This window comes from uncultured Litoreibacter sp. (assembly GCF_947487515.1).
Classification (GTDB): Bacteria; Pseudomonadota; Alphaproteobacteria; order Rhodobacterales; family Rhodobacteraceae; genus Litoreibacter.
On the sequence record NZ_CANKWO010000001.1, the window covers coordinates 690,275 to 715,331 of the forward strand.

23 protein-coding genes are annotated in these 25,057 nt (G+C 57.3%); 11 read left to right on the top strand and 12 right to left on the bottom strand.

The features are described 5' to 3' along the window. Positions 1-6 precede the first annotated feature (6 nt). The 3 genes from moaA (at position 7) to Q0746_RS03390 (ending at position 2,263) form a co-directional block, all read left to right on the top strand. Entirely contained in the window at positions 7-1,011 is a 1,005-nt protein-coding gene (gene moaA, locus Q0746_RS03380) for a GTP 3',8-cyclase MoaA (RefSeq protein WP_298257197.1), read from the top strand. Then, positions 1,004-1,432, top strand: a complete 429-nt coding sequence (locus Q0746_RS03385; RefSeq protein WP_298257199.1) for a hypothetical protein — start codon at positions 1,004-1,006, stop codon at positions 1,430-1,432. Before moaA ends, Q0746_RS03385 begins: the two co-directional genes overlap by 8 nt. A 69-nt stretch (positions 1,433-1,501) precedes the next feature. Further along, positions 1,502-2,263 (top strand): sulfite exporter TauE/SafE family protein, encoded by a 762-nt coding sequence (locus Q0746_RS03390; protein ID WP_298257201.1) that lies wholly within the window; start codon positions 1,502-1,504, stop codon positions 2,261-2,263. Between the two features lie 77 nt (positions 2,264-2,340). On the opposite strand, the gene Q0746_RS03395 is transcribed toward Q0746_RS03390, so the two are convergent. Together Q0746_RS03395 and argE are read right to left on the bottom strand one after the other, a co-directional pair. Beyond that, positions 2,341-3,504, bottom strand: a complete 1,164-nt coding sequence (locus Q0746_RS03395; RefSeq protein ID WP_298257203.1) for a M20 aminoacylase family protein — start codon at positions 3,502-3,504, stop codon at positions 2,341-2,343. Positions 3,505-3,549: 45 nt separating this feature from the next. Then, positions 3,550-4,701, bottom strand: a complete 1,152-nt coding sequence (gene argE / locus Q0746_RS03400; protein ID WP_298257205.1) for an acetylornithine deacetylase — start codon at positions 4,699-4,701, stop codon at positions 3,550-3,552. 265 nt (positions 4,702-4,966) lie between these two features. Here argE and Q0746_RS03405 point away from each other — a divergent pair, with 265 nt between their 5' ends. The 5 genes from Q0746_RS03405 (at position 4,967) to Q0746_RS03425 (ending at position 10,743) form a co-directional block, all read left to right on the top strand. Beyond that, positions 4,967-5,986 carry an ABC transporter ATP-binding protein gene (locus Q0746_RS03405; protein WP_298257207.1) on the top strand — a complete coding sequence of 340 codons (1,020 nt, stop codon included), beginning with the start codon at positions 4,967-4,969 and terminating at the stop codon, positions 5,984-5,986. Continuing rightward, positions 5,976-6,971: a dipeptide ABC transporter ATP-binding protein gene (locus Q0746_RS03410; protein WP_298258043.1), complete on the top strand. Its 996-nt coding sequence runs from the start codon at positions 5,976-5,978 to the stop codon at positions 6,969-6,971. The genes Q0746_RS03405 and Q0746_RS03410 overlap by 11 nt, the downstream gene beginning before the upstream one ends. Before the next feature lie 56 nt (positions 6,972-7,027). Next, complete coding sequence (locus Q0746_RS03415; protein WP_298257208.1) at positions 7,028-8,740, top strand: peptide ABC transporter substrate-binding protein; 1,713 nt, start codon at positions 7,028-7,030, stop codon at positions 8,738-8,740. Positions 8,741-8,822: 82 nt separating this feature from the next. Further along, positions 8,823-9,848: an ABC transporter permease gene (locus Q0746_RS03420; protein WP_298257211.1), complete on the top strand. Its 1,026-nt coding sequence runs from the start codon at positions 8,823-8,825 to the stop codon at positions 9,846-9,848. Next, positions 9,841-10,743, top strand: coding sequence for an ABC transporter permease (locus tag Q0746_RS03425; protein ID WP_298257212.1), 903 nt, complete (start codon positions 9,841-9,843; stop codon positions 10,741-10,743). Before Q0746_RS03420 ends, Q0746_RS03425 begins: the two co-directional genes overlap by 8 nt. Before the next feature lie 81 nt (positions 10,744-10,824). Here the strand turns inward: Q0746_RS03425 and Q0746_RS03430 are convergent, their stop codons facing one another. From Q0746_RS03430 to Q0746_RS03455, 6 genes are all read right to left on the bottom strand, one after another. Beyond that, positions 10,825-11,109 carry a hypothetical protein gene (locus Q0746_RS03430; protein ID WP_298257214.1) on the bottom strand — a complete coding sequence of 95 codons (285 nt, stop codon included), beginning with the start codon at positions 11,107-11,109 and terminating at the stop codon, positions 10,825-10,827. Between the two features lie 105 nt (positions 11,110-11,214). After that, positions 11,215-12,495 carry a DUF3422 domain-containing protein gene (locus Q0746_RS03435; protein ID WP_298257216.1) on the bottom strand — a complete coding sequence of 427 codons (1,281 nt, stop codon included), beginning with the start codon at positions 12,493-12,495 and terminating at the stop codon, positions 11,215-11,217. Between the two features lie 143 nt (positions 12,496-12,638). After that, the gene (locus Q0746_RS03440; protein WP_298257218.1) at positions 12,639-13,811 is read right to left on the bottom strand and encodes a type III PLP-dependent enzyme; all 1,173 of its coding nucleotides are present in this window, start codon (positions 13,809-13,811) and stop codon (positions 12,639-12,641) included. 247 nt (positions 13,812-14,058) lie between these two features. After that, the gene (gene yghU / locus Q0746_RS03445) at positions 14,059-14,916 is read right to left on the bottom strand and encodes a glutathione-dependent disulfide-bond oxidoreductase (RefSeq protein ID WP_298257220.1); all 858 of its coding nucleotides are present in this window, start codon (positions 14,914-14,916) and stop codon (positions 14,059-14,061) included. Positions 14,917-15,057: 141 nt separating this feature from the next. Then, positions 15,058-16,491, bottom strand: coding sequence for an NAD(P)(+) transhydrogenase (Re/Si-specific) subunit beta (locus Q0746_RS03450; RefSeq protein ID WP_298257222.1), 1,434 nt, complete (start codon positions 16,489-16,491; stop codon positions 15,058-15,060). Positions 16,492-16,506: 15 nt separating this feature from the next. Further along, positions 16,507-18,081: a Re/Si-specific NAD(P)(+) transhydrogenase subunit alpha gene (locus Q0746_RS03455; protein ID WP_298257224.1), complete on the bottom strand. Its 1,575-nt coding sequence runs from the start codon at positions 18,079-18,081 to the stop codon at positions 16,507-16,509. A 324-nt stretch (positions 18,082-18,405) separates the two neighbouring features. Between Q0746_RS03455 and kynU the strand changes: the two genes are divergently transcribed. Beyond that, complete coding sequence (kynU, locus tag Q0746_RS03460; RefSeq protein WP_298257226.1) at positions 18,406-19,599, top strand: kynureninase; 1,194 nt, start codon at positions 18,406-18,408, stop codon at positions 19,597-19,599. Here kynU and Q0746_RS03465 read toward each other — a convergent pair. Beyond that, the gene (locus Q0746_RS03465) at positions 19,596-20,000 is read right to left on the bottom strand and encodes a DUF1801 domain-containing protein (protein WP_298257228.1); all 405 of its coding nucleotides are present in this window, start codon (positions 19,998-20,000) and stop codon (positions 19,596-19,598) included. The genes kynU and Q0746_RS03465 overlap by 4 nt on opposite strands. A 125-nt stretch (positions 20,001-20,125) precedes the next feature. On the opposite strand from Q0746_RS03465, the gene Q0746_RS03470 reads away from it, so the two are divergent. Next, the gene (locus tag Q0746_RS03470) at positions 20,126-22,045 is read left to right on the top strand and encodes a cation:proton antiporter (protein WP_298257230.1); all 1,920 of its coding nucleotides are present in this window, start codon (positions 20,126-20,128) and stop codon (positions 22,043-22,045) included. A gap of 3 nt (positions 22,046-22,048) precedes the next feature. On the opposite strand, the gene cobT is transcribed toward Q0746_RS03470, so the two are convergent. Beyond that, positions 22,049-23,056 (bottom strand): nicotinate-nucleotide--dimethylbenzimidazole phosphoribosyltransferase, encoded by a 1,008-nt coding sequence (cobT, locus tag Q0746_RS03475; RefSeq protein ID WP_298257232.1) that lies wholly within the window; start codon positions 23,054-23,056, stop codon positions 22,049-22,051. An 80-nt stretch (positions 23,057-23,136) separates the two neighbouring features. Between cobT and cobS the strand changes: the two genes are divergently transcribed. After that, a complete protein-coding gene (cobS, locus tag Q0746_RS03480) occupies positions 23,137-23,907 on the top strand; it encodes an adenosylcobinamide-GDP ribazoletransferase (protein ID WP_298257235.1) in 771 nt (256 codons plus the stop codon). Between the two features lie 65 nt (positions 23,908-23,972). On the opposite strand, the gene Q0746_RS03485 is transcribed toward cobS, so the two are convergent. Then, the gene (locus Q0746_RS03485; protein WP_298257237.1) at positions 23,973-24,488 is read right to left on the bottom strand and encodes a CarD family transcriptional regulator; all 516 of its coding nucleotides are present in this window, start codon (positions 24,486-24,488) and stop codon (positions 23,973-23,975) included. A 200-nt stretch (positions 24,489-24,688) separates the two neighbouring features. Then, complete coding sequence (fdxA, locus tag Q0746_RS03490) at positions 24,689-25,027, bottom strand: ferredoxin FdxA (RefSeq protein WP_298257239.1); 339 nt, start codon at positions 25,025-25,027, stop codon at positions 24,689-24,691. Positions 25,028-25,057: the final 30 nt, after the last annotated feature.

Consider the following 25,057-nt stretch of genomic DNA (forward strand, 5'->3'; position numbering starts at 1 on the left):
AAAACTATGAAAGCCCCGCTCATCGACCCATTCCATCGTGCCATCACCTATCTGCGCCTATCCGTCACGGACCGGTGCGATTTTCGCTGTGTGTATTGCATGTCGGAAAACATGCAGTTTTTGCCGAAAAAAGAGCTACTTACGCTGGAAGAACTGGACCGCATGTGCACCGCCTTTATCGGGCTCGGCGTGGAGAAACTTCGGATCACCGGGGGCGAACCATTGGTGCGTCGCGGAATCATGGGGTTCTTTGAAGGCATGGGGCGGCATTTGGAAGCTGGCGCGTTGAAAGAGCTGACGCTGACCACCAACGGATCGCAGTTAGAAAAATACGCCGCAGACTTGTATTCCGCAGGCGTACGTCGGGTGAATATTTCACTGGATACGCTCAACGAAGCCAAATTTGCAGAAATTACCCGCTGGGGGCGTTTGCCACAGGTTTTGCGCGGGGTTGAGGCGGCCCTCACCGCTGGTCTGAAAGTTAAGATCAATGCGGTGGCCTTAAAGGACTTCAACGAGGACGAGCTGTTCGACATCGCCGCTTGGTGCGCCGATCTGGGTATGGATCTGACCTTTATTGAAGTGATGCCCATGGGGGATATCGGGAATGAGAACCGCATCGGCCAGTTTTGGTCGCTCAACGATCTGCGCGCCAGTCTGGCCGAGGAATTCACCCTGACCGACCTGCCGGACCGCACTGGTGGCCCCGCACGTTATATGCGCCTCGAAGAGACCGGCCAAAAGATCGGCCTGATCACCCCGCTGTCCCATAATTTTTGCGAAAGCTGCAACCGCGTGCGCATCACCTGCACCGGCGAAATTTACACCTGCCTTGGCCAAGAGGGTAAGTCCGATCTGCGGGGGCCTTTGCGTTCGTCCGAAAGCGACGCCCCGCTGGAAGACGCCATTCGCGCGGCGATCGGGATGAAGCCCAAAGGCCACGATTTTGATTACTCACGCCAAGAGCTCGGCGGTCAAATGACACGCCACATGAGCCACACGGGTGGCTAGGATATGGCTTGCAGGCTGGCTTAGCTTGGCAATAGCCGCGCTAACGCATGAGGTCGTCTCTTTCGGGATATACCATGGCTTTTTGACCGGTGAGCGAGACCTCCTTTTCTACCTGTACCCGTCTAGTCTTGGAGAAATCATCGGCGTCACATTCTTTACTTCGGCCCTATGCGCGTTGCCGTTGACCTTGTTTTCCTACCTGTGCAAGCCCAGACGACTTAGACTGATCGGCCTTGGGGCAATCTGGACCTCTTTATGTGTCTGGCAGTACTATATGACGGCCTTTGAATACCGCGCGCATTTTGGCGCGACATGGCTTTCCTACGAACCCTTTTGGGAACTGATGTGGTCCCCATGGCTCACACCGCTCGCAACTCTGCTTGGCCTCGTCCCGTTCCTGTGGATCATACGCCACCGCTAAGCTGACTGGTATGCGTCCGCCTCATGTGTCACAAAGTTGCCAAACCTGCCCTCAGCCTTTGGGACCAAGATGACCCTTTTCGAAATCCTTCTGCTTTTGTCTGCCGCCTTTGGTGCCGGTGTCTTGAACACCATTGCGGGGGGCGGCACGTTTTTGACCTTCCCTGCCCTCGTTTTCGTGGGCATTCCGCCGGTAGTGGCCAATGCGACCTCTACGGTCGCTGTGTTGCCGGGGTACTTGGGCGGTGCACTGGGCTTTCGCAAAGAGGTTATGGAGTTCGACCGCAAGCAGCTGTTCCGCCTGATCGGCATCGCCCTTCTGGGTGGCGCGCTTGGGTCGTTCTTGCTGCTGATCTCATCGGATCGCGCCTTTTCGGCCCTTGTGCCGTTCTTGCTGCTGGCCGCGACATTGATCTTCCTGTTCGGCGCGCGCATTCGTGCATGGGCCGCGTCACACTCAAAATCGGTCACGCCCTTTGGCTTCATCGGCATGTTCGCCGTCTCGACCTATGGCGGCTACTTTAATGGCGGCTTGGGCATCATCTTGCTGGCGCTGTTTTCCCTATGGGGCATGACCAACCTGCATCAGATGAACGGGCTGAAAACCTCGATGAGCTTTATCCTGTCGGTAATATCTGTGGCCATTTTTGCAGGTGCCGGCATCATCGAATGGAAAGCGGGGCTGATGATGATGGTCGCCTCCACCGCCGGTGGCTATGCGGGCGCGCCTCTATCCAAGGCGCTGCCCATGCCGGTTGTACGCGGGATCGTTGCGACGGTAGGCTTCGTGATGAGTGCCGTATTCTTTTACCGCGTCTTCATCGCCGGATAGCTGCAAAGAAGTCGCCTGGTTTTCAACACCTCAGGCACCGCACTTCGGGGCGAAGCCTAAGGTGTTGTTCTTCAAGATCACCCAGCAGAAAGTCGCTGTTCGACAATTTCAGCCCACCAACTACATCCGGCGGGAATCGCTTCGTCATTAAAGTTGTATTCAGGGTGATGAACATTGGCGGTATCGCCGTTGCCCACAAGGATGTAGGCCCCTGGGCGTTCTTCCAACATGAAGGCGAAATCCTCCCCGCCCATGACCAAAGGCGCCTCGTCGCATGCCCCTGATACTTTCGCCGCGACGGAGGCTGCGAATTCAGTTTGCGCCTCGTGGTTCACCATCACGGGGTAACCTTTCATGTAGTTCACATCAACGCGCCCGCCAAACGTCGAAGCTACTCCTTCGGCAATTTCGGGCACGCGGTGTTCTGCCAGATCACGCATCTCAGTCGACATCGTGCGCACGGTCCCTTTAAGCGTTACCGTCTCTGGGATTACATTGAAGGCTTTGCTTTCCGTCTCGAAGGAGGTCACCGAGACCACGATCTGCTGCACCGGATCGGCGTTGCGCGACGCGATGGTCTGCAGCGCTAGCACCATATGCGACGCCATCACGGTGGTATCGATGGTCTCTTGAGGTTTTGCGGCGTGACCGCCTTTGCCCGTGACAGTGATCTCAAACATGTCAGTCGCCGCAAAAAACGCCCCCGGACGGATTGCAAAGCTGCCCACTGGGCGGCCCGGCCAATTGTGCATGCCGTATACTTCGTCGATGGACCAGCGGTCCATCATACCGTCTTCGCACATCTCGCGCCCGCCGCCGCCGCCCTCTTCTGCTGGTTGGAAAATCACCACGACCGTGCCGTCAAAATTGCGCGTCTCGGACAGGTATTTCGCCGCCCCCAGCAACATCGCCGTGTGCCCGTCGTGGCCGCAGGCATGCATGGCACCCGGAGTTTTAGAAGCATACTCCAGCCCCGTGGCTTCCAGTATCGGCAGCGCATCCATATCGGCCCGTAGCCCGATGGTTTTGCCCGACCCGTTGGATTTGCCCTTGATCACGCCGACAACACCGGTGCGCCCGATCCCTTCAACGACTTCGTCACAGCCAAAGGCTTTCAGCTTTTCCGCCACCACCGCAGAGGTGCGATGGGTTTCAAACAAAATCTCGGGGTTTTCGTGCAGATCGCGGCGCCATTCGGTGATCTCGGGCAGCAATTCGGAAAATCGGTTCTTCACAGGCATGAGGCGTATCCTTTGGAATAATAGCGAAAGTTGTCGTGTTCAAATTCAGGTGGCTAAATGATCGATAAGCTTGGTCATGAATTGCTGTCCGGCCTCAAATTGTGAAACCTCTAGGAACTCATTTGGCTGATGTGCCTGCGCAATATCGCCGGGACCACAGATGATGGTGGAGTAGTCTTTCTCCTGAAACTGCCCCGCCTCTGTGCCGTAGCTGACAACATGGCGCGCGTTATCTCCGGTGATTTGGCGCACGAGGCGTTCAGCCATACCGTCATTTTCCGGCTGAAGCGGTGGCACGTGAAAACGCTGGGTGATCTCGATGCGCGTTTCAGGCACCACGGCCTGCATCTGGGCCTCCACCTCTGCTACGCGGGCAAATAGCGCGTCGCGATACGATTCGATGTTGTCCCCGGGGACCAAACGGAAGTCGATGCCAAATTCGCAATCCTTAGCGGTGATATTATGGGCAGTACCGCCTGTTATTGTACCAGTATGTGCAGTGGTGAAAGGCGGCACGAACTGCGCGGCAAGCGCGGAAGGCGTCGCAGCCATATTCGTGTCATTCACTTGATTCGCCCATTCAATCAGTTTTACCCCGTACATGATGGCGTTCACGCCAGTGTGCAGCAGCGAAGAATGAACCTCGAACCCGTGCATATGTATCCACCAGCCGTAGCCGCCTTTGTGGCCCGATACGGCTTTCATCATTGATGGCTCCCCCACGACCACAGCGCTGGCAGCGGGCATATGTTTGCGCATCTGGGCAATCATAGGAGGGGCCCCCAAGCAGCCGACTTCTTCATCATAGCTAAAGGCGATTTGCAGCGGGCGCTTGATGCCGCGCTCTAGCGCAAGGGGGACTGCGGCCAAGGCCAATGCGTCGAATCCCTTCATATCGCACGTGCCGCGACCATAGAGTTTGCCGTTCTTTTCTACGACTGTGAACGGGTCAGTGTCCCACGCCTGCCCCTCAACGGGAACCACATCCGTGTGGCCAGACAGCACAACGCCGCCTTCGGTCAAAGGCCCGACATTGGCATAAAGAGAGGCTTTATTTCCGTCATCATTGTAAACCCGTGTGGCGGAAACCCCGTGGCTTTCCAGATAGTCTTCCACCCAGTCGATCAAGTCCAAATTGCTGGCGGAGCTGACCGTTTGAAATGACACAAGCTTGTCTAATATGGCGCGGGCGTCCATGAAGCGTCCTTTAATTTCGAAGGGTTACGCGCGGAGTGTTGATCCGCACCTTGCGCATCGTCAAGCCCTCCGTTGAGAAATCACCAAATGCCGCTACGTCGCGAAAAATTTCGAATTTTATCGTACGTCGCGAAAAATTTCGAATTTTATCGTACGTAGCGAGAAATTTCGAATTTTATCGTTGCCACTCAAAATTCTGGTGATACGGTCCTCCATTATCGACGAGCACCAGAGGATACTGGAGCCGTTCAATAGGGGATATTTAATGCCAGACGGGCCAGCGCCAGTCCTAGAAGCCGTGCTTGATGTACGGGACCTAAAGACCGTTTTTAAAACCCGCTCCGGCGAGGTACATGCCGTCAACGACGTCAGCTTCGACGTGCGTCCGGGTGAATTGTTAGGTGTGGTTGGCGAAAGCGGGTCCGGCAAGTCTGTGACGATGATGTCGCTGATCGGTTTGCTGCCATCCCCACCCGCAGATATTCGCGGAGGGCAGGTTTTGCTTGATGGCCTTGACCTGCTGCAAGCTGATGCGGACACCCTGCGTCGCGTGCGCGGCGGGCGAATCGGTTTCATTTTCCAAGACCCGATGACCTCGCTCAATCCGGTGTTCAACGTCGGGTATCAGATCATGGAACCCTTGCGCACGCATATGGGGATGACCAAGGCACAGGCGCGCCTGCGTGCGGCCGAGTTGTTGGAACTGGTGGGCATTCCGGATGCCAACCGCCGCCTCAAAGACTACCCGCACCAGTTCTCGGGCGGCATGCGTCAACGCGTGATGATCGCGATTGCGCTGGCCTGCGATCCACAGGTGCTCATTGCAGATGAGCCGACGACCGCGTTGGATGTGACCATTCAGGCCCAAATTCTAGAACTGGTAAAAGAGCTGCGCGAGAAGCTGGGAATGGCGATCATCTGGATCACGCATGACCTTGGCGTCATTGCCGGAATCGCTGATCGTGTCATGGTAATGTATGGGGGGCAGGTTGTGGAACAGGCCCCTACCCGCGAGTTGTTCAACAATCCGCAACACCCCTACACACGCGCGTTGCTGCAAACGATCCCGAGTGTGCGCGGAGAGCGGCCCGAAAAATTGAACGTCATTGAGGGCCAGCCACCAATCCTCGGCGCTGCCCCGACCGCCTGCCCGTTCCGTGCGCGCTGCGGCTACCGCTTTGACCGTTGCGATACTGAAAACCCAAGCCGCATCTCCGCTGGAAATGGCCATGACGCGGCATGCTTCTATGACTTCGACGCCGGAGGTCCGCGCAATGCTGGATGATCAAAAGCAGCCTCTTGTCACTGTCGACAATCTGAAAATGCACTTTCCGATCTTTGGCGGGTTGCTGCAACGGCGCACCGGAGAGGTGAAAGCCGTCGATGGGATATCCTTCGATATATTCGAGGGGGAGACCCTTGGATTGGTCGGCGAGTCGGGGTGCGGCAAGTCCACCGTAGGGCGTTCTGTGTTGCGCTTGTATGAGGTCACTGATGGCTCAGTGGTGATTGACGGGCAGGACATTGCAAAGGCGGCCCCCGAAGAGCTGCGCCACATGCGGACGCAGATGCAAATGATCTTCCAAGACCCGCAAGCCTCCCTGAATCCGCGGATGAAGGTGGCAGAGATCATCGCAGAACCCCTGCGAGAGCATATCAAATCCACCCCTGCAGAGCGTCGGACCCGCGTGTTGGAACTTATGGATCAGGTTGGATTGAACCGCGACTTCGCCAATCGCTATCCCCATGAGTTTTCGGGGGGCCAGCGCCAGCGCATCGGTATTGCGCGCGCTTTGGCTCTTAACCCCAAGTTCATCGTGTGCGACGAGCCTATCGCCGCCCTTGATGTGTCTATTCAGGCACAGGTTGTAAACCTGCTGGAAGAGCTGCAAGAAACGTTGGGGCTGACTTACCTGTTTATCTCGCATGATTTGTCGATGGTGCGCCATATCGCGGACCGTGTGGCGGTGATGTATCTAGGCCGCATCGTCGAGCTGGCCCCGCGCGACGACATCTACGCCGACCCGCAGCACCCCTACACCAAGGCACTCTTAAGTGCGGTGCCCGAGCCCGACCCCTCTGTAGAAGAGAAAGTCGAACGCATCATTTTGACCGGCGACGTCCCGTCCCCCGCCAAGCCACCGCAGGGGTGCAACTTTTGCACGCGCTGCCCCGCGGTGAAAGACATTTGCAAACGCGACGAGCCCGAATTCCGGGAGGTCCAACCGGGCCGTTTTGTCGCCTGCCATAGATTTAACGACATTACATAGAGCGTTGATAAGACGTCTAAATGAGGCACTATGAGCACTCAACAAGGAGAAATTAAATGAAACTCAAATTAGCCCTAATGGGAGCCGCAGCCTCATTGGCCTCAGTGCCAATGGCGATGGCCGATGGCCACGCCGGAGAGCGTGGTCGTGATGGCAACGTATCGATCATTTACTGGCAAGCGCCGTCGATTTTGAACCCGTTCTTGTCTGGCGGCACCAAGGATATTGAAGCCGCCTCGATGATCATCGAACCTTTGGCGCGCTACAACGAGACAGGCGCTTTGGTGCCTTGGCTTGCAAGCGAAATCCCAACAACCGAGAATGGCGGCGTATCCGAGGATCTGACCACCATCACTTGGAAAATCACGCCCGGCATCAAATGGGCCGATGGCACGCCTTTCACCTCGGCTGACGTGAAATTCACCGCCGACTACTGCATGCACCCCGAAGGCGGCTGTGCGCAGCTTACAAAATTTGAAGGTGTGACCTCCGTAGAGGCGCTTGACGACATGACCGTTAAGGTCACCTTCGACAAGCCAACCCCCTTCCCTTACGGCCCCTTCGTGGGCGGCGAAAGCCCGATCATCCAAGCCGCGCAATTCGCGAACTGCACCGGTGCTGCGGCCTCCAGCTGTTCTACCGAGAACTTCAATCCCATCGGCACCGGCCCGTTCAAAGTTGTTGAGTTCAAGCCCAACGACGTGATCACAATGGAAGCCAACGACATGTACCGCGAAGAAGGCAAGCCTGCCTTCGCATCGGTGACCTTCAAAGGCGGCGGCGACGCAACCGCTGCGGGCCGCGCGGTTATGGAGACAGGCGAGTTTGACTACGCTTGGAACCTTCAGCTGGCACCAGACGTCATCGCCAACATGGAAAAGGGCGGCAAAGGCACACCGGTCGCAGGCTTTGGCCCGCTGGTCGAGCGCATCATGCTGAACCAAACCAACCCTTCCGCTGACCTGAGCGCCGAAGACCGCTCCGTGATCCGCCCGCACCCGTTCTTGGGTGATCCGGCCGTTTACAAAGCGATGTCCATGGCCATCGACCGCTCGTTGCTGGTGGAAATCGGCTACGGCAAAGCGGGTAAAGTGACCTGTAACTGGGTTCCGGCCCCTGACGCGTTCAACTCCACATCGATGACCTGCGACAAGCAAGACATCGCTGGGGCAAACAAATTGCTGGAAGATGCCGGTTGGGTCGACAGCAATGGCGACGGCAGCCGCGACAAAGATGGCGTTGAGCTGAGCGTCCTCTATCAATCCTCAACCAATGCGGTGCGTCAGGACTTCCAAGCCTTGATCAAACAGTGGTGGTCAGAAATCGGCATCACAACAGAGCTGCGCAACATCGACGCGTCGGTCTTCTTTGGTGGTGATGCGGCGTCTCCGGACACGTTCCAGAAGTTCTATGCGGACGTGGAAATGTACGCCAACACCTTCAACGGCACCGACCCGCAATCCTACCTTGCGAACGGTCTTTGCGACAAGGCACCTAGCCCAGCGACGCAGTGGCAGGGTGAAAACATCTCGCGCTTCTGTAACGAAGAGTTCGATGCCCTGCACGCCAAGCTGGCCGAAACTGCAGGCCTTGAAGCCCGCGCCGAGATTGGCAAACAGCTGAACGATATCATCGTGCAAAACGGCGGTATGATCCCGCTTGTGCACCGTGGCCGTCTGTCGGCGCATGCCAACTCCCTTGGGGGTGTAATCCTGAACGTTTGGGATAGCGAGATCTGGAATTCGGCCGATTGGTACCGCATCAAGTAATCTCTGAACCTCTTCGTGAGGCGGGCCAGTCCCGCCTCACATTCCCCACCCTTCCTTAAGACCTGAACCGAGGCGCCGAAACATGTTCACCTTCACGATCCGCCGGTTGATCCTAACGGTCCCGACGCTTCTGTTCATTTCTTTCGTGATCTTTATGATCGTGAAGCTCAGCCCGTCTGATCCGACGGGCAACCTGCCCCTGACCATCCCGTCAGAGGTACGCGAACAAATTCGCGAGGCTCTGGGCGTCAACAAGCCGCTGATTGTGCAATACGGGTTATGGCTAAAGCAGTTCTTCTGGCTGGAGCCACGTATCTACCTAGAGCATGCCTTTGGCTGGGACATGGGCACAGCCGGTGAGGTTCGCCTGATTTCTTACCAGACCCGTTCGCCGGTGATGGAATTGATCATGCAACGCATGCCTCAAACCTTGATGGTTGTCGGCACGGCATATCTGGTTGGCACGCTTATCGCTCTGCCGATCGGGATTATCTCGGCCTACAAACAATATTCCGTCTTTGACCAGCTGGGCACTTTGGTGTCGATGATCGGCTTCTCGGTGCCACCGTTTTTCTCGGGCGTTTTGGTTATTGTCCTGTTCTCGGTGATGATCCCCAGCGATAGTTTCTTCTGGCTGCCCTCGATCTATGACACCACCCACGAGGTGACGGACTGGGAAAGCTTCAAATACCAATTCCGCCAGATGATCATGCCGGTGATGGTGTTGGCCTTGCAAATTACAGCGCAGATTTCGCGCTTCACACGCGCCTCCATGCTCGACAATCTGAACCAAGACTACGTGCGCACAGCGCGGGCCAAAGGCTTGAAAGAGCAAACGGTCGTACTTGTCCATGTTTTGCGCAACTCGATGATCCCAGTGGTCACCGTAATTGCCTTGGGCATTCCGTCGATCTTTGGCGGGGCGATCATCACTGAACAGGTGTTCAAGGTGAACGGGCTTGGGCAGCTTTTGATCATCGCAATTCAAGGCGGCGATGTGCCAACTGTGCAGACCTTGACCTTCATCTTCGCGATCCTGATCGTGCTGTTTAACCTGATTGCCGATGTCCTTTACGGCATTCTGGACCCGAGGATTCGCTATGACTGATACAACGCAAGCCCCTGCTCCGCGCAATCAATGGTGGGATGTCTGGGACCAGTATAAAACCCACAAAGGCGCGCTGGTTGGGGCGGTCTTCTTTCTGACAATCATACTTGCTGTGATTTTCGGGCCGTGGCTGTGGGGCATTGACGCCACTCACATCGACATTCGTGCGCGCAACCAAGGCCCCAGCATGGCCCATCCGATGGGCACCGACCAACTGGGCCGTGATACCTTTGCGCGGATGATGGCGGGCGGACGTGTGTCCTTGGCCGTGGGGCTGACCGCGATGGCACTGGCCTTGGGGCTTGGCACTTTGGTTGGCGTTTTGGCCGGATATTTCAAAAAGTTAGATGGGGTGTTGATGCGCACCACCGATCTGTTTCTCGCCTTGCCCCTCTTGCCCCTGTTGCTGGTGATCATCATGCTGTTTCGCGACAAGCTGAACGCGGCCTTCGGGCCGGAGGGTGGCATCTTCATTCTGATGGTCGCCGCCATCGGGGCGACGTCATGGATGCAAACCGCACGGATCGTGCGCGGCGATGTGCTGGCAATCAAAGAGCGCGAATTTGTCCTCGCCGCACGCTCCATTGGCACCCCGAACCGACGCATGATCACCCGCCATGTCCTGCCGAACGTCATGTCCCCGATCATGGTTTCCGCCACCTTGGGGATTGCCAATGCGATCATCACAGAAAGCGCGCTGAGCTTCCTAGGCCTTGGCTTCCCACCGGATTTTCCCACATGGGGTCGCCTGCTGTTTGATAGCGTCGACTACTTGCAACAATACCCCGAGCGCGTGATGTGGCCCGGTCTTGCGATTTCGCTGACGGTGTTGTCGGTGAACTATATGGGGGATGGCTTGCGCGACGCATTGGATCCGAAGATCCGCGGGCGGTAGCTCTCCTTCCGTGCGAAACAACAAAAAAGGCCCGGATGCGCAATGCTCCGGGCCTTAATCGTTCAGATGAAGTGGAAGAGTTTAGCCCTTCATCTTCTTCATCACCATGCCGACAACCATCTGCACGACCATGCCGCCTACGCCGCCGCCAATCAGATTACCAGCGATCGCGCCGATATCCATGCCGCCCGCCGCATCACCGCCTGTAGCCCCCAAGAGGCCACCGATAAGTGAGCCGCCACCGACACCGCCGACCGCGCCTGCAACCAAATTGCCAATGCCGCCCATGCTGCCACCAGCATTAACTTTTCCGCCCGCCATGCCGCCAACGGCACCACCGACAAGTTGAGAAATAAGTGCTTCCATGAAGGTCCCTCGCTCTGTTGCCCCGCTGGTCTTTGCCTGCGGGTTGCGTAAAGTGACCATTTTTTGGGCACGTTTGTCAACATATTGTGCCTCGGAGCCGCTGAGCTACTCCATCTTCTCGCGAATTTTGTGAACCATCCACCAGACGATGAGCACCACGACAGGTGTCGTCACCGCCGCCAACAGCAGCTTCGACACCCCGAACGCATAGGCCGCCGGTTGCGCCATATAGAGCACCAGATTGACCGCATAGTAGCTGATCGCAACGACCGACAACCCCTCGACGGTTTTTTGCAACCGAAGCTGCAAATCGGCGCGTTGGTCCATGCTTTCCAACAGCTTTTGATTTTGCGCAGACCGCTCCACATCCACCCTCGTGCGCAACAGATCACCTGCGCGAATGGCCCGCTGTGCCATGGTTTGCAAACGACGCTCTGTCGCCTTCACAGTGCGCATAGCTGGGTCAAAGCGGCGCATCATGAAATCAGCAAAGGACTGCCGCCCCTCAAACCGTGTTTCGCGCAACACCTCTATCCGCTGATTTACAATGGCTTCATAGGCGCGTGTTGCCCCGAAGCGAAACGATGATTCCGCCAGCAGGTTTTCCAACTCTGCCGAGGTCTCCAAAAGCTCGCGCAGCGTATCCTCCGCGCCAGTGCCGCCTTGTGTCATCGCCGACATCAGTCCCGACAAAGTGCCATCCAACACCCCCATGCGCGGCTGCAGCTCACGCGCCCGCGCAAGCCCAAGCATCGACATGCTCTTGTAGGTCTCGATTTCGCACAGCCGTTGGACGATGCGCCCGATCCGCCGTTGTCCCGTTTCCGCCTTCACGAATACTGCCAGCCGCATATGGCCCGCGGCATCGATCCGAAAATCCCCTGCAATGGTCGCCGCCCCGTCCAAGACCGTGCTTACTGCAAGGCTTTCTGGGACGAACCAATCATCCACCAGCTTGGAAATTTCCTCTTTGCTGCTGTCGGCTTCCACACGGATCAACGCCGAGGTAATGCGCACCCCCGGAGCCGTCGCCAGCCAGTCATTGGGGAAAATTTCGAAGGATACCGGATCAAAGGCGCGCCCTTCCATGCTTGGCATGAACAACGTGTAGGTGACAAACTCTGTGTGCTGTTCCCACTTCAGCTTGAATTTCCCCACATCCCCGAACCAATGCGTCGCCCCGGGTTGAGGGTGCGCCGCGCCATAGCGGTCCAGCAGTTCTGTCAAATGGGCGCGATCCGCATTCCGGTCTCGGTCCGCCGCTTTCTCCGAGCGCTTGATCGCAAGATAGATGGCCTCGCAGGGGGCAAGCAGCGTCGGGAACGGGCGGGCGTGAAGTTCGTTGGCCAATGCGTAGCGCAGCGGGTGGTCTTCGATAGGAGGCATAGAGTCACCCGTAAGTAGAAATCCTTCTCAGGTTACGCTGCTTCACTCAAATGAGAAAGATTTTTCTGTTCAATATCAAATGTTTATCGGTGTGCAACGGCATACATTAACCAAGTATGCCGCTCAGCACTTCAACCGGTCCTTTAGATCGTCACAACCGCCAAAGGAGGGAACCCATTGAAACCTATGGAGGAATAGGACGACGTATAGGCCCCTGTATTACGGATGAGCACGCGATCGCCAGCCTTCAACGACAAGGGCAGTTGCATCGGGCGTTTCTCGTACAGCACATCAGCGCTGTCGCAACTTGGGCCCGCCATCACGCAAGGACCACATTCCTCGCCGTCACGAGCGGTTTCAAACAGATAGCGGATCGCCTCGCCTTCGGTTTCTGCCAAGCCGGAAAACCGGCCAATGTCCAGATACACCCAGCGGTGCATGTCGCGCTCTGATTTGCGCGAGACCAACATAACCTCGGCAACGATAACCCCCGCCTCTGCGACCATGCCACGGCCAGGCTCCGCCATGATACGCGCCACATCACCGAAACGCTCGGTGACCTGTGCCATCACTGCGGCGGCATAGGCGGTCGGGGCGTCGATAGCTTCGCCGTGAAACGCAGGGAAGCCGCCGCCAATGTTCAGCAAGCTAAGGTCGTGGCCCGCCTTTAGGGCGTCATGCCAGATCACCGCCAGCGCATCCAAGGTCGATGTCCACATATCCGCCCTGCGCGTTTGCGAGCCGACATGGAACGACAAACCTACCGGATCCAAGCCCAGCCCCTTCGCCACATCCAGTAAGTGCAACGCAGTGTCGCGGTCGCAGCCAAATTTCCGCGTCAAAGGCCAGTCAGCATGTGACACCTCAACGATCAAACGGATGTAGACTTGGGCGCCAGGCGCATGCTCGGCGATTTTCACCAGCTCTTCTTCGGCGTCAGCCGCAAACAAAGTGATGCCCGCCGCATGTGCGAATGCGATGTCGGAGGCGCGTTTAATGGTGTTGCCATAGGAGATATCTGCCGGATCCGTACCGAGGCTCAGACATAACTCGATTTCCCCGCGTGAGGCCGCGTCAAATTTGCACCCAAGGCCCAGCAGCGTCTCAATCACGGCACGTTCCGGATTTGCCTTCACGGCGTAATGGATATCCGCGCGGCCCAACCCTGCCTTAAGTGCATGATATTGCTGCGCGACCATCTGGGTATCGACCACCAATGTCGGGGCATCGAACTCATGTGATGCGACATAGGCATCCAAACGATTGCTGATAACGGAACGGGCAGACGCCTGAGCGTCCGAGAATTGTACAGTCATGGTCATCTCCAGTTAGACCCGGCCATAACGGGAAAAACCCGCGCGAGACCGCTCACTTCCAAGGGGAGACGTTACCGTCGCTACGTAAACACGTGTTGCGTAAACTGCTACAGGCCAGAGGCGCGTGCGTTGGCGTCTATATCAGCCATATCGTTCGAATTGTGAGTCGAAGCAATAAAAAAATGAAGCCGCTCATAAAAAAATGCCCCACCAAATGGCGGGGCAATTTGTCTTCGGCTCGGGCCAATCAGCCCTGCAACTTGTCTTGGGTCATGGTGTCAAAATCAGACGCATTGTGACGCTCATGAAGTTGACCTTCCAGCGGGCCGGATGTCCGGTTTACCATCAACCCGCGCTGAACCGCCGGACGCTTGGCAATCTGCTTTTGCCAGCGGATGACGTTCTCATATTCATGCACGCTCAGGAATTCTCCGGCATCATAGGCCTCCCCTGCCACCATTCGACCGTACCAAGGGAATGTGGCCATATCCGCAATCGTATATGTGTCACCCGCGAGATATTCATTGTCGGCCAGATGCTCGTCAAGAACATGCAACTGGCGCTTCACCTCCATCGAGAACCGGTCAATCGGGTATTCCTGTTTAAACGGAGCATAGGCATAGAAGTGGCCAAAGCCACCGCCCAGATAGGGCGCCGACCCTTGCAGCCAGAACAGCCAGTTCATGGTTTCCGACCGCTTCTCGGGATCGGCAGGCAAGAATGCCCCAAACTTCTCGGCAAGGTAGAACAAGATAGAGCCGCTCTCGAACAGACGCGTGAGAGACTTCGTATCGAACAGGGCCGGAATTTTGGAATTGGGGTTCACATCCACAAAGCCGCTGGAGAATTGATCCCCTTCCCCGATGTTGATCAACCACGCGTCATACTCCGCGCCGCTATGCCCAAGCGCAAGCAGCTCTTCGAGCATGATCGTCACCTTCTGACCATTCGGTGTCGCAAGGCTATACAGCTGCAACGGGTGCTCTCCGGTCGGCAAATCCTTGTCATGCGTTGGACCGGAAACCGGACGGTTGATCGAAGCAAAAGTGCCGCCGGACGGTTGCTCCCACTTCCAAACCTTCGGGGGGACGTATTCGTTGGTCATGTCAGTTCTCCTTTGTGCACACAGAACCCTGCGCGATCGTAGAGTGCAATTCGAAAATGCGCACATGTTTGGTGCGGTACAGCAATTGCAAAAAAGCCCCGCCATTTCTGGCAGGGCTTTGTTATTTTCTGAGACCGAGGCTTAGTCGATCTTTGGCAGCAAGCTGTCCAAGGACGCCTTGGCATCCCCGTAGAACATCCGCGTGTTGTCCTTGAAGAACAGCGGGTTCTCGATGCCAGAGTAGCCAGTCCCTTGGCCACGTTTGGACACGAACACCTGCTTGGCTTTCCAGCACTCCAGAACCGGCATGCCAGCGATAGGCGAGTTAGGATCGTCTTGGGCCGCTGGGTTCACGATGTCGTTGGAGCCGATCACGATGGCAACATCCGTCTCGGGGAAGTCCTCGTTGATTTCGTCCATCTCCATCACGATGTCATAGGGCACTTTGGCTTCCGCCAGCAGCACGTTCATGTGACCCGGCAAACGACCCGCAACAGGGTGAATGGCGAAGCGCACGTTCTTGCCTTGGGCGCGCAACTTGCGCACCAGCTCGGCCACCGCCGATTGAGCCTGTGCTACAGCCATGCCGTAGCCTGGGATGATGATAACGCTATCCGCCTCATTCAGAGCCGTTGCCACGCCGTCCGCATCGATGGCGACTTGCTCGCCTTCGACTTCCATCTGTGGGCCAGCTGCGCCGCCGAAGCCGCCCAAGATGACCGACACGAAGGACCGGTTCATCGCCTTACACATGATGTAGCTGAGGATCGCACCAGAAGAGCCAACCAACGCCCCGACCACGATCAACAGATCGTTGCCAAGCGAGAAGCCAATCGCCGCCGCAGCCCAGCCGGAGTAGCTGTTCAGCATGGAGACAACCACCGGCATATCCGCGCCGCCGATGCCCATGATCAGGTGGTAGCCGATGAACAGCGCCGCCAAGGTCATGATGAACAGCGGGAAGAAGCCACCAGTGTTGAAGTACCAGATCAAAGCAAGCAGAGAGATGGCCGCCGCACCGGCGTTCAGCATGTGACCGCCCGGCAGCTTTTTCGCCGCAGAGTCCACTTTGCCCGCAAGTTTGCCGTAAGCCACAACGGAGCCAGTGAAGGTCACAGCCCCAATAAAGATGCCCAAGAACAGCTCGACCCGCAGGATGCTGATCTCAACGCCCGACTTATGGGCCAACAAGGCCGCGAAGCCCTCGAGCGCATGACGCTCTTCGTCGCCCATGGCCATAACACGGCCCAACTCGATATGTGCGATCAGGCCAACGAAAACCGCCGCCAAACCGACAAGCGAGTGCATCGCTGCCACCAATTCCGGCATCTCGGTCATTTGAACCTTAGTGGCCAATTGATACCCGATAGCCCCGCCACCTGCGATCAGCAGCAGCGACAAGAACCAATAGCCCGCACCGGGGCCGACCAGCGTCGCGGCCACGGCCAAAGCCATGCCCACAATGCCATACCAAACGGCGCGTTTCGCGCTTTCTTGGCCAGACAAGCCGCCAAGCGACAAGATGAAAAGTACTGCGGCAACAACGTAAGCCGCGGTGGTAAATCCGAATTCCATGATCTCTACCCCTACTTACGATTTCTGGAACATGGCGAGCATACGCCGTGTCACAAGGAAGCCGCCGAAGATGTTAATGCCGGTCATGAAGACCGCCAATGCCGCCAGCAAGATCACAAGGAAGGACCCTGACCCGATCTGCATCAAAGCACCCAAAATGATGATCGACGAAATGGCGTTGGTCACCGCCATCAGCGGGGTGTGCAGCGAATGCGCCACGCCCCAGATCACTTGGAAGCCGATAAACACCGACAACACAAACACGATGAAGTGCTGCATGAAGCTTGCCGGCGCCACAAGGCCCACAGCCAGCAACAGTGCCGCACCAACCGCAATCAAAGTGACCTGCGTTTTGGTCTCTTTCTTGAAGTCCGCAACCTCTTGGGCCGCTTTCTCTTCTGGTGTCAGCTCTGGCACAGCCGCCTTCTTCGGCGCTGCAGCAATCGCCGCCACTTTAGGGGGTGGAGGCGGGAATGTGATCTCTTTGTCGAAGGTCACAGTCGCGCCGCGGATCACGTCATCTTCCATGTCATGCACGATCACACCGTCTTTTTCTGGTGTAAGGTCGAACAACATATGTCTGATATTGTTGGAATAAAGCGTAGACGCCTGCGCGCCCATCCGTGATGGGAAGTCGGTGTAGCCGATGATGGTCACGCCATTCTCGGTGACGATCTTCTCGTCCATGACGGTCAGCTTACAGTTGCCGCCCTTCTCTGCCGCGAGGTCCACAATGACCGAGCCCGGCTTCATCGCCGCAACCATGTCTTCGGTCCACAGCTCTGGCGCTTCGCGGTTCGGGATCAACGCGGTGGTGATTACGATATCGACCTCTGGGGCCAATTCGCGGAACTTGGCAAGCTGTGCTTCGCGGAACTCCGGCGAGGACACGGACGCATAGCCGCCCGATGCGGAGCCATCTGCCTGCTCTTCCTCAAAGTCGAGGAACACGAACTCGGCGCCCATGCTCTCGACCTGCTCCGCCACTTCGGGGCGCACGTCGAACGCAAGTGTAATTGCCCCAAGAGATGTCGCAGTGCCGATCGCGGCCAAGCCAGCCACACCAGCGCCCACAACCAGAACCTTGGCGGGTGGAACTTTACCCGCAGCCGTCACCTGACCGGTGAAGAAGCGGCCAAAGTTGTTGCCGGCCTCGATCACCGCACGGTAGCCTGCGATGTTTGCCATGGACGACAGCGCGTCCATCTTCTGCGCGCGAGAGATACGCGGAACCATTTCCATCGCGATCACACGGGCGCCAGCTTTTTTGGCGGCGTCCATGCCTGCCTCGTTGGCAGCGGGGTTGAAGAAAGAGATCAGGGTTTGCCCGTCACGCAGCTTTTTGCTTTCTGTCGTGGTGGGTTGGCGCACTTTGACGACGACGTCGGCAACCTTCCACAATGCGGCGGCGGTCTTTACGACCTCAACGCCCGCATCTTTGTAGGATTTATCAGAGAAGCCAGCCATAGCACCTGCTCCGGTTTCGATCACACACGTGTGGCCGAGCTTCTGGATTTGCAGTGCTGATTCAGGCGTCATGGCAACCCGTGCCTCGCCTTCGTAGGTTTCTTTCGGTGCCCCGATTTTCATTGAGGGTCCCCCATAGTCTAGTTCAGTTTCATGCGCAGATAGGCTTTCAATATAGTTGCTCCTAGCGATTCACAAGGCACTGGCACAGTATACGAAAGTATACCGCCCCAAGCCTCTACCCAGACGCAATAATATGTCTCTATAGACACCGTGGTTCTTCACATTAAGGTGTTCCAAACCCAACAACATGGCGCATTCAACCGACCGCAACCGATGACTCACCAACAGCAACTCGCGGGCATATAGCTGGCCCTGCATGGCCTCAACGACAACCTCAGCGCCCCGCCGCTTGATCCTCAGCCGATAAGTTTAAGGATTTTCCAGATGGACATTTTCAAAACCACCCGCGCCCTTTTTCATCTACCCGAGGGGGTGACCTATCTGGATGGCAACTCGCTTGGCCCTCTTCCCCACGCCGCACAAGACCGCGTGGATGCGATGATGCGTGACCAATGGGGCGAAATGCTGATTACCGGCTGGAACAAAGCCGGATGGATGGAGCAGCCGTCGCGCGTTGGGGACCGAATTGGCAAGCTGATTGGCGCCGAGGCAGGTCATGTCGTGCTGGGAGACACCCTGTCGGTCAAGGTCTACCAAGCACTGGCCTCCGCGCTGGAGTTGAACCCCGATCGCAAGGTGATCCTCTCCGACAGCGGCAATTTCCCGACGGATTTATACATGGCCCAAGGGCTGATCCGCATGTTGGACCGCGATCTGGAACTTCGGGTGGTCCCCCCAGAGGACGTCGAGGCCAATTTGAAAGACGACATCGCGGTAATGATGCTGACACAGGTGGATTACCGGTCCGGCCGCATGCATGACATGGCGCATTTGACCGAGGTGGCGCATCGGTCAAACATTATCACGATCTGGGACTTGGCCCATTCCGCAGGCGCGGTGCCGGTTGATGTATCAAAGGCCAAGGCCGATTTTGCGGTCGGATGCAGTTACAAATACCTCAACTCCGGCCCTGGTGGTCCCGCCTTCATCTATGTCGCCCCGCGCTATGCAGATGTCGTGACCCCTGCGCTATCCGGCTGGCTTGGCCATGCGGCACCCTTCGATTTCGACTTGAACTACAAGGCCGGCGCAGGGATTGAGCGCATGCGTGTCGGCACTCCTGCGATCATCCAAATCGCCGCATTGGAGGCCGCGCTGGACATATGGGACATGGTCGATATGGCGCAGGTACGCAGCCGCGCAATCGAGTTGTCCGAGCTGTTCATCAAAGAAGTGGAAACGCGCTGTCCCGAGCTGGTTCTCGCCTCTCCTCGTGACGCGGCACAGCGCGGCAGTCAGGTCTCATTCGCCCATCCGCAGGGCTATGCGATCATGCAGGCGTTGATTGCCCATGGGGTCGTCGGGGATTTCCGTGCTCCTGACATATTACGCTTTGGCATCACGCCACTGTATCTGGGGCATGACGATATCATCCGCGCCGCCAAAACCTTGCAGACAGTCATGGATGGTGCCCTATGGGACCGCGATGCCTATAGGGTGCGCGCCCGCGTGACCTAAACGCGGATACGCTTGCGAATGTGATACGTCAGGGCAGACGCGATGACATATTCCACAAGTTCTTCATCCTCACCAAGGATCACCCCCCGCTTGCCCGACAGATGCGGCACATCGCCAAACCTTTGCCGCGCGTCCTCGATAATTGTGGTGCTACATGGAACCATCACCGCAGCCCGACCGTTGATCCGCCCTAAACGCAGAGTCGTGCCAGTTTTGGGGGTCTCGGTCAAAAAAGCCGGCTCCCCCCATTTCAGGGTTTCGGTCAATGGCCCCACCCCGTCGGTTTGCAGCGCAATCCGCAATATCGCGCGCCTTGCCTCTCGCAATGCCGCCGCGACATCGTCGGGCAAAGCAGTCAACGCGGCGCAAATTTGTGCAGACATATCACTTGGCACTGTCATCTTCGCTTCCTATCTAGTTTAGTCCACTTCAACCCACACAGATGATACAAATCTTGCTATGATCTGCATAGGCTTTCACAACGTCCCACGCGCCCCTTCCTCCGCGTCAAATCTAAAGTAAATTAATGAATTCTTTCCTCTTCGCTTCGACCCTATATCTCTTTGCAGCCTGTGTGGCGGTGCCATTGGCCGTGCGCCTTGGTTTGGGGTCGGTGCTGGGCTATTTGCTGGCAGGGATTATGATCGCGCCATTGGACGGTTTGGTGGGATCCGACACCCAAAGCCTGCAACATTTCGCCGAGTTCGGCGTTGTGATGATGCTGTTCATCATTGGCCTAGAGCTGGAGCCTCGCGCCCTTTGGGATATGCGTCACAGGCTGCTGGGGCTTGGCGGGCTGCAGGTCACTCTGACCACAGGCCTGATCCTTGCGGCGGCCATGGCATTGGGCGTTCCTTGGCATGCGGCCACTGCCATCGGGTTGATATTCGCCCTCTCATCAACTGCTATCGTGCTGCAAACGTTGAATGAAAAGGGGTTGATGGGCACCAACGGGGGGCGCTCGGCCTTTTCGGTCCTGCTGACGCAGGATATCGCAGTGATCCCGATGCTGGCCCTCGTGCCCTTGCTGGTTTGGCCCGGCCTTAGCAATCGCGTATCCGAAGCCGACGCGCATCATTCGGGGGGCACCGACGCGGCCACGGAAGTGATGCATCTTCTGGAAGGCTTGCCAAGCTGGGGGGTTACTCTGGTGACCTTGGCGGCGATCGTGATGATCATCGTCGGGGGGCATTTCCTGACCCGCCCCGTTTTTCGCTATATCCACCGCGCCAGACTGCGCGAGATGTATACCGCGGTGTCGCTGTTGTTCGTGGTGGGCGTAGCGGCCCTGATGGTGTTGGTCGGCCTGTCCCCTGCTCTTGGGGCGTTCCTTGCAGGTGTGGTTTTGGCCAACAGCGAATTTCGTCATGAGCTGGCCGCCGATATCGAGCCCTTCAAAGGGCTGTTGCTGGGCCTGTTCTTTATCACCGTTGGCGCGGGCATAAATTTTGGCACCTTGATGGAGGCCCCGCTGACAATTCTGGGGCTCACCATCGGGGTGATGGCGATCAAAGCCGCGGTTCTGTTTGTGCTGGCGCTTTTGTTCAAAATCAAAGGGCGCGACAGAATGCTGTTTACGCTTGGTCTGGCTCAAGCCGGTGAATTTGGCTTCGTCCTGACCAGCTTCAGCCTGCAGCAAAATGTCATCCCTGCCGCGCTGTCCGAGACCCTGCTGCTCGTCATCGCCCTATCCATGCTTTTGACGCCACTCTTGTTCATTGCCTATGACAAGCTGCAACACCGCTTCCTTGAGCTGGGGGAGCCCGTTCCTCATGATCATATAGATGACCAGCAACCGATCATCATTGCAGGCGTTGGACGGTTTGGTCAGGTGGTGAACCGCCTGTTGCAAAGTTCTGGGTATCAAACCACCGTGTTGGACCACGACTTGCCACTGATCCAGCTGATGCGTCGCTTCGGGTTCAAAGGCTACTTTGGGGACCCCACCCGACCTGAAATGCTGCTCGCCGCCGGATTGGCGGATGCGAAAGTTCTTGTGGTGGCCGTGGATGATCCGAATTCGGCCACCAAAATTGTGGAATATGCCCGCAAAACCCGACCCGACCTGAAGATCATCGCCCGTGCGCGTGACCGCGTGCATGTGTTCGCGCTTTATCAAGCTGGGGCCGACAAAATCGTGCGTGAGATGTTCGACAGCTCCCTTCGCGCAGGGCGCTATGCGCTGGAAGAGCTGGGCCTGACCGAACATGACGCACACGAGCAGGAGGTCGCCTTCTTCCGAATGGACCGCAACGCCGTGTCGGACTTGGCCGAGCTGTGGGATCCCAAAATCCCAATCGGTGAGAACGAAGCCTATGTGGAACGCGCCAAAGCCCTGAACCGCGATCTGGAGGTCGAGCTACTGGCCAAGTTGTCCAAGCCGGAACCAGAGCCAGGGACCGAGCCGGAAGCTGAAACACCCGCCAAGCCCACACCCCAGACCTAAAAGCTAGCCGCCGCTGACGCCTGCCTCGGCAAAGGTCGCCATGCCTGAATGACAAGCGACGGCGGCTTTCAACACCCCAATGGCCGCTGCCGCCCCCGACCCTTCGCCCAACCGAAGCCCCAAAGTCAGCAATGGCGCCTTGCCAATCCCGTCCAACATCTGGCGGTGCCCCCCTTCGGCAGACAAATGCCCTGCCACACAGTGATCCAACGCCCCTTCACAGGTCTTCTCCAACACAGATGCGGCGGCGGTACAGATAAACCCGTCAAGGATCACGGGGATGCTATGCGCGCGCGCGGCTGCAATTGCGCCAACCATCGCCGCCAACTCACGCCCTCCCAAGCAGCGCATAACCTGCAAAGGATCGCGCGACTTGTGAAGCGCCAATCCCGCATCCACAACCCGCGCCTTGAGAGCCAGACCTGCGTCGTCAATGCCAGTGCCGCGACCGACCCAATCTGCCCCCGTGCCCCCGAACAGGGCAGCGCCCAAAGCCGCGGCAGATGTGGTGTTGCCGATGCCCATCTCACCAGTCACCAGAAGATCGGCGGAGGCATCCACCGCATCCCAGCCGGTCTGCAGGGCCGTGACGCAATCGGCCTCACTCATCGCGGGGCTTACGGTGAAATCCTCGGTTGGCCGGTCCAAATCCAAAGAATGCACGGTCATTGACGCCCCAAAGGCCTTCGCAAGCTGATTGATCGCGGCGCCACCGTGCTCGAAGTTTGCGACCATCTGCTGGGTCACTTCGGGAGGGAAAGCCGACACGCCTTGCGCGCAGACCCCATGGTTGCCCGCAAAAATTACGATCTGCGGGGCCTCTAGGCTGGGGCGGTCGGAGCCACGCCAGCTTGCATACCAAATCGCCAAATCCTCCAGCCGCCCCAACGCGCCGGGGGGTTTGGTCAGCTGCCCATTGCGCTCTTGCGCTCCGGCAAGGGCCGTCGTGTCCGCAGTCGGAGAGGCTCTCAACAGGGATGAGAATTCAGTCAGAGTCGAAAAAGGGGCCATGGGATGCTCGCAATTGTAATAGCTGTTGCATCTGTTTACCCCTGAGACGCAGAGACACAAGTAGATGGCGGCCTCATATCATGAACAATTCCGACACGACCCCAGCAAAAATCGAGGATATCTGGGTGGCATTGGGCCTTTTGACACGCTTTCCTTTGCCGCAACGAGACTGGGACAGCGAACGCCCAGCGGCCTTGGCGGCATGGGCCTATCCTTTGGTTGGCTTGGCGGTGGGGCTGCCTGCCTGCGTGATTGCGCAAGGCTTTTGGGGGATGGGATTGCCGGTCGAAATGATCGCCGCGATAATTTTGCTGGCCATAACAATGTTCACTGGCGCGATGCATGAAGACGGGTTGGCTGACGCGGCTGACGGCCTCTGGGGGGCGAATACTTCAGAGCGACGCTTGGAGATCATGAAAGACAGTCACATCGGGGCGTATGGGGTTATCGCGCTTATTGCCGGATTCGCCTTGCGCTGGAGCGCGCTGGCGGCTCTTTTGTCAGCGGGCTTTTTGTGGATACCGGTCTTGGTGACGGCAGTGATCTCGCGGGCGGCAATGGTACCCATCATGGAGATGTTGCCCAACGCGCGCAGTACGGGGCTGTCTCAGCTAACTGGCCGTCCTAGAACGGCGGCTGTGGTAATTGCGACGGGACTAAGCGCGGTTGCGGCGCTGGCGGGCTTGGGGCTGTCGGGCCTTTGGGTTCTTTTGGTGGCAGGGGCGGCAATGGCCGCTTGCGGATGCATTGCCCATCGCAAAATCGGGGGGCAGACCGGTGACATCTTGGGCGCCACCCAGCAAGTTGTAGAAATCACCGTGCTCGGCGCAATCTGCGCGGTGCTGCTGTAGGGGGAATACGCAAAAAGCCGCCCACCTGAAAAGATGCGCGGCTTTTGCTTAGACTTGGCGTGGATTTAGGCTGCCGCGGTTGTGCGGCTGATCAACACGTCATCGATCTCTTTCATCGAATCCGGCTCTTCCTTGCCTTGAACCACAGCAACTTCGCGGGTCAGGCGCTCGAGCGCGGCTTCATACAGCTGGCGCTCGGAATAGCTTTGCTCGCGCTGATCGCCATGGCGGTGAAGGTCACGCACCACTTCTGCAATCGCGATCAAATCGCCGGAGTTGATCTTTTGCTCATACTCTTGCGCACGGCGCGACCACATGGCCCGCTTCACACGTGCTTTGCCCTTGAGGGTTTTGAACGCTTGGGCCACCAGATCAGGGGACGACAAGGGGCGCATACCCACTTCGATCGCTTTATGCGTCGGAACACGCAAAGTCATTTTGTCTTTCTCGAAGGCAACCACGAAAAGTTCCAGCTCGATACCGGCCACTTCTTGGGTTTCCACGTTGATCACTTTGCCCACACCATGGGCCGGATACACAACGAATTCATTCGCACTAAAGTCTTGTTTCTTCTTGCTCATTCATACTCGCACCCTATTGGATGCGCCCTTCTTAAACAGCGAAAAAGACGGGCCGGAGAAATGCCTCCGGTCAATCCTAGATCATGTTTGATTTTCCGCACCTGAGTGAAACTTAGCGTAGGTGCGCCATATCCTTGGGCACACTATATCATAGAATCAGCTCAATCGAAAGCCGTGCAAATTTTGGGCAGAAATTTGCCCTAGCCGCCTTCGCCAGGCTTCTCGGAGAAGTATTTCTCCAACTTGCCTTCTTCGCCGTCGCGCTCTTCGGCTTCGGGAAGTTGGTCTTTCTTGGTGATGATAACGGGCCACAATTCCGAGTACTTGCGGTTAAACTCGACCCATTTCTCCATATCCGGTTCAGTATCCGGGCGGATCGCATCTGCAGGGCACTCTGGCTCGCACACACCGCAATCGATGCACTCATCTGGGTGAATCACCAACATGTTCTCCCCCTCGTAGAAACAATCTACGGGGCAAACTTCAACACAATCAGTGTATTTACAGGCGATGCAGGCGTCGTTGACGATATAGGTCATGAGCGGTGTCCGATGTTTCTTGTCGAGCTT

Coding starts and splice junctions, on each gene's coding strand:
- moaA (WP_298257197.1), top strand. CDS start 7: ATGAAAGCCCCGCTCATCGACCCATTCCATCGTGCCATCACCTATCTG.
- Q0746_RS03390 (WP_298257201.1), top strand. CDS start 1,502: ATGACCCTTTTCGAAATCCTTCTGCTTTTGTCTGCCGCCTTTGGTGCC.
- Q0746_RS03395 (WP_298257203.1), bottom strand. CDS start 3,504: ATGCCTGTGAAGAACCGATTTTCCGAATTGCTGCCCGAGATCACCGAA.
- argE (WP_298257205.1), bottom strand. CDS start 4,701: ATGGACGCCCGCGCCATATTAGACAAGCTTGTGTCATTTCAAACGGTC.
- Q0746_RS03405 (WP_298257207.1), top strand. CDS start 4,967: ATGCCAGACGGGCCAGCGCCAGTCCTAGAAGCCGTGCTTGATGTACGG.
- Q0746_RS03410 (WP_298258043.1), top strand. CDS start 5,976: ATGCTGGATGATCAAAAGCAGCCTCTTGTCACTGTCGACAATCTGAAA.
- Q0746_RS03415 (WP_298257208.1), top strand. CDS start 7,028: ATGAAACTCAAATTAGCCCTAATGGGAGCCGCAGCCTCATTGGCCTCA.
- Q0746_RS03420 (WP_298257211.1), top strand. CDS start 8,823: ATGTTCACCTTCACGATCCGCCGGTTGATCCTAACGGTCCCGACGCTT.
- Q0746_RS03425 (WP_298257212.1), top strand. CDS start 9,841: ATGACTGATACAACGCAAGCCCCTGCTCCGCGCAATCAATGGTGGGAT.
- Q0746_RS03430 (WP_298257214.1), bottom strand. CDS start 11,109: ATGGAAGCACTTATTTCTCAACTTGTCGGTGGTGCCGTTGGCGGCATG.
- Q0746_RS03435 (WP_298257216.1), bottom strand. CDS start 12,495: ATGCCTCCTATCGAAGACCACCCGCTGCGCTACGCATTGGCCAACGAA.
- Q0746_RS03440 (WP_298257218.1), bottom strand. CDS start 13,811: ATGACTGTACAATTCTCGGACGCTCAGGCGTCTGCCCGTTCCGTTATC.
- yghU (WP_298257220.1), bottom strand. CDS start 14,916: ATGACCAACGAATACGTCCCCCCGAAGGTTTGGAAGTGGGAGCAACCG.
- Q0746_RS03450 (WP_298257222.1), bottom strand. CDS start 16,491: ATGGAATTCGGATTTACCACCGCGGCTTACGTTGTTGCCGCAGTACTT.
- Q0746_RS03455 (WP_298257224.1), bottom strand. CDS start 18,081: ATGAAAATCGGGGCACCGAAAGAAACCTACGAAGGCGAGGCACGGGTT.
- kynU (WP_298257226.1), top strand. CDS start 18,406: ATGGACATTTTCAAAACCACCCGCGCCCTTTTTCATCTACCCGAGGGG.
- Q0746_RS03465 (WP_298257228.1), bottom strand. CDS start 20,000: ATGACAGTGCCAAGTGATATGTCTGCACAAATTTGCGCCGCGTTGACT.
- Q0746_RS03470 (WP_298257230.1), top strand. CDS start 20,126: ATGAATTCTTTCCTCTTCGCTTCGACCCTATATCTCTTTGCAGCCTGT.
- cobT (WP_298257232.1), bottom strand. CDS start 23,056: ATGGCCCCTTTTTCGACTCTGACTGAATTCTCATCCCTGTTGAGAGCC.
- cobS (WP_298257235.1), top strand. CDS start 23,137: ATGAACAATTCCGACACGACCCCAGCAAAAATCGAGGATATCTGGGTG.
- Q0746_RS03485 (WP_298257237.1), bottom strand. CDS start 24,488: ATGAGCAAGAAGAAACAAGACTTTAGTGCGAATGAATTCGTTGTGTAT.
- fdxA (WP_298257239.1), bottom strand. CDS start 25,027: ATGACCTATATCGTCAACGACGCCTGCATCGCCTGTAAATACACTGAT.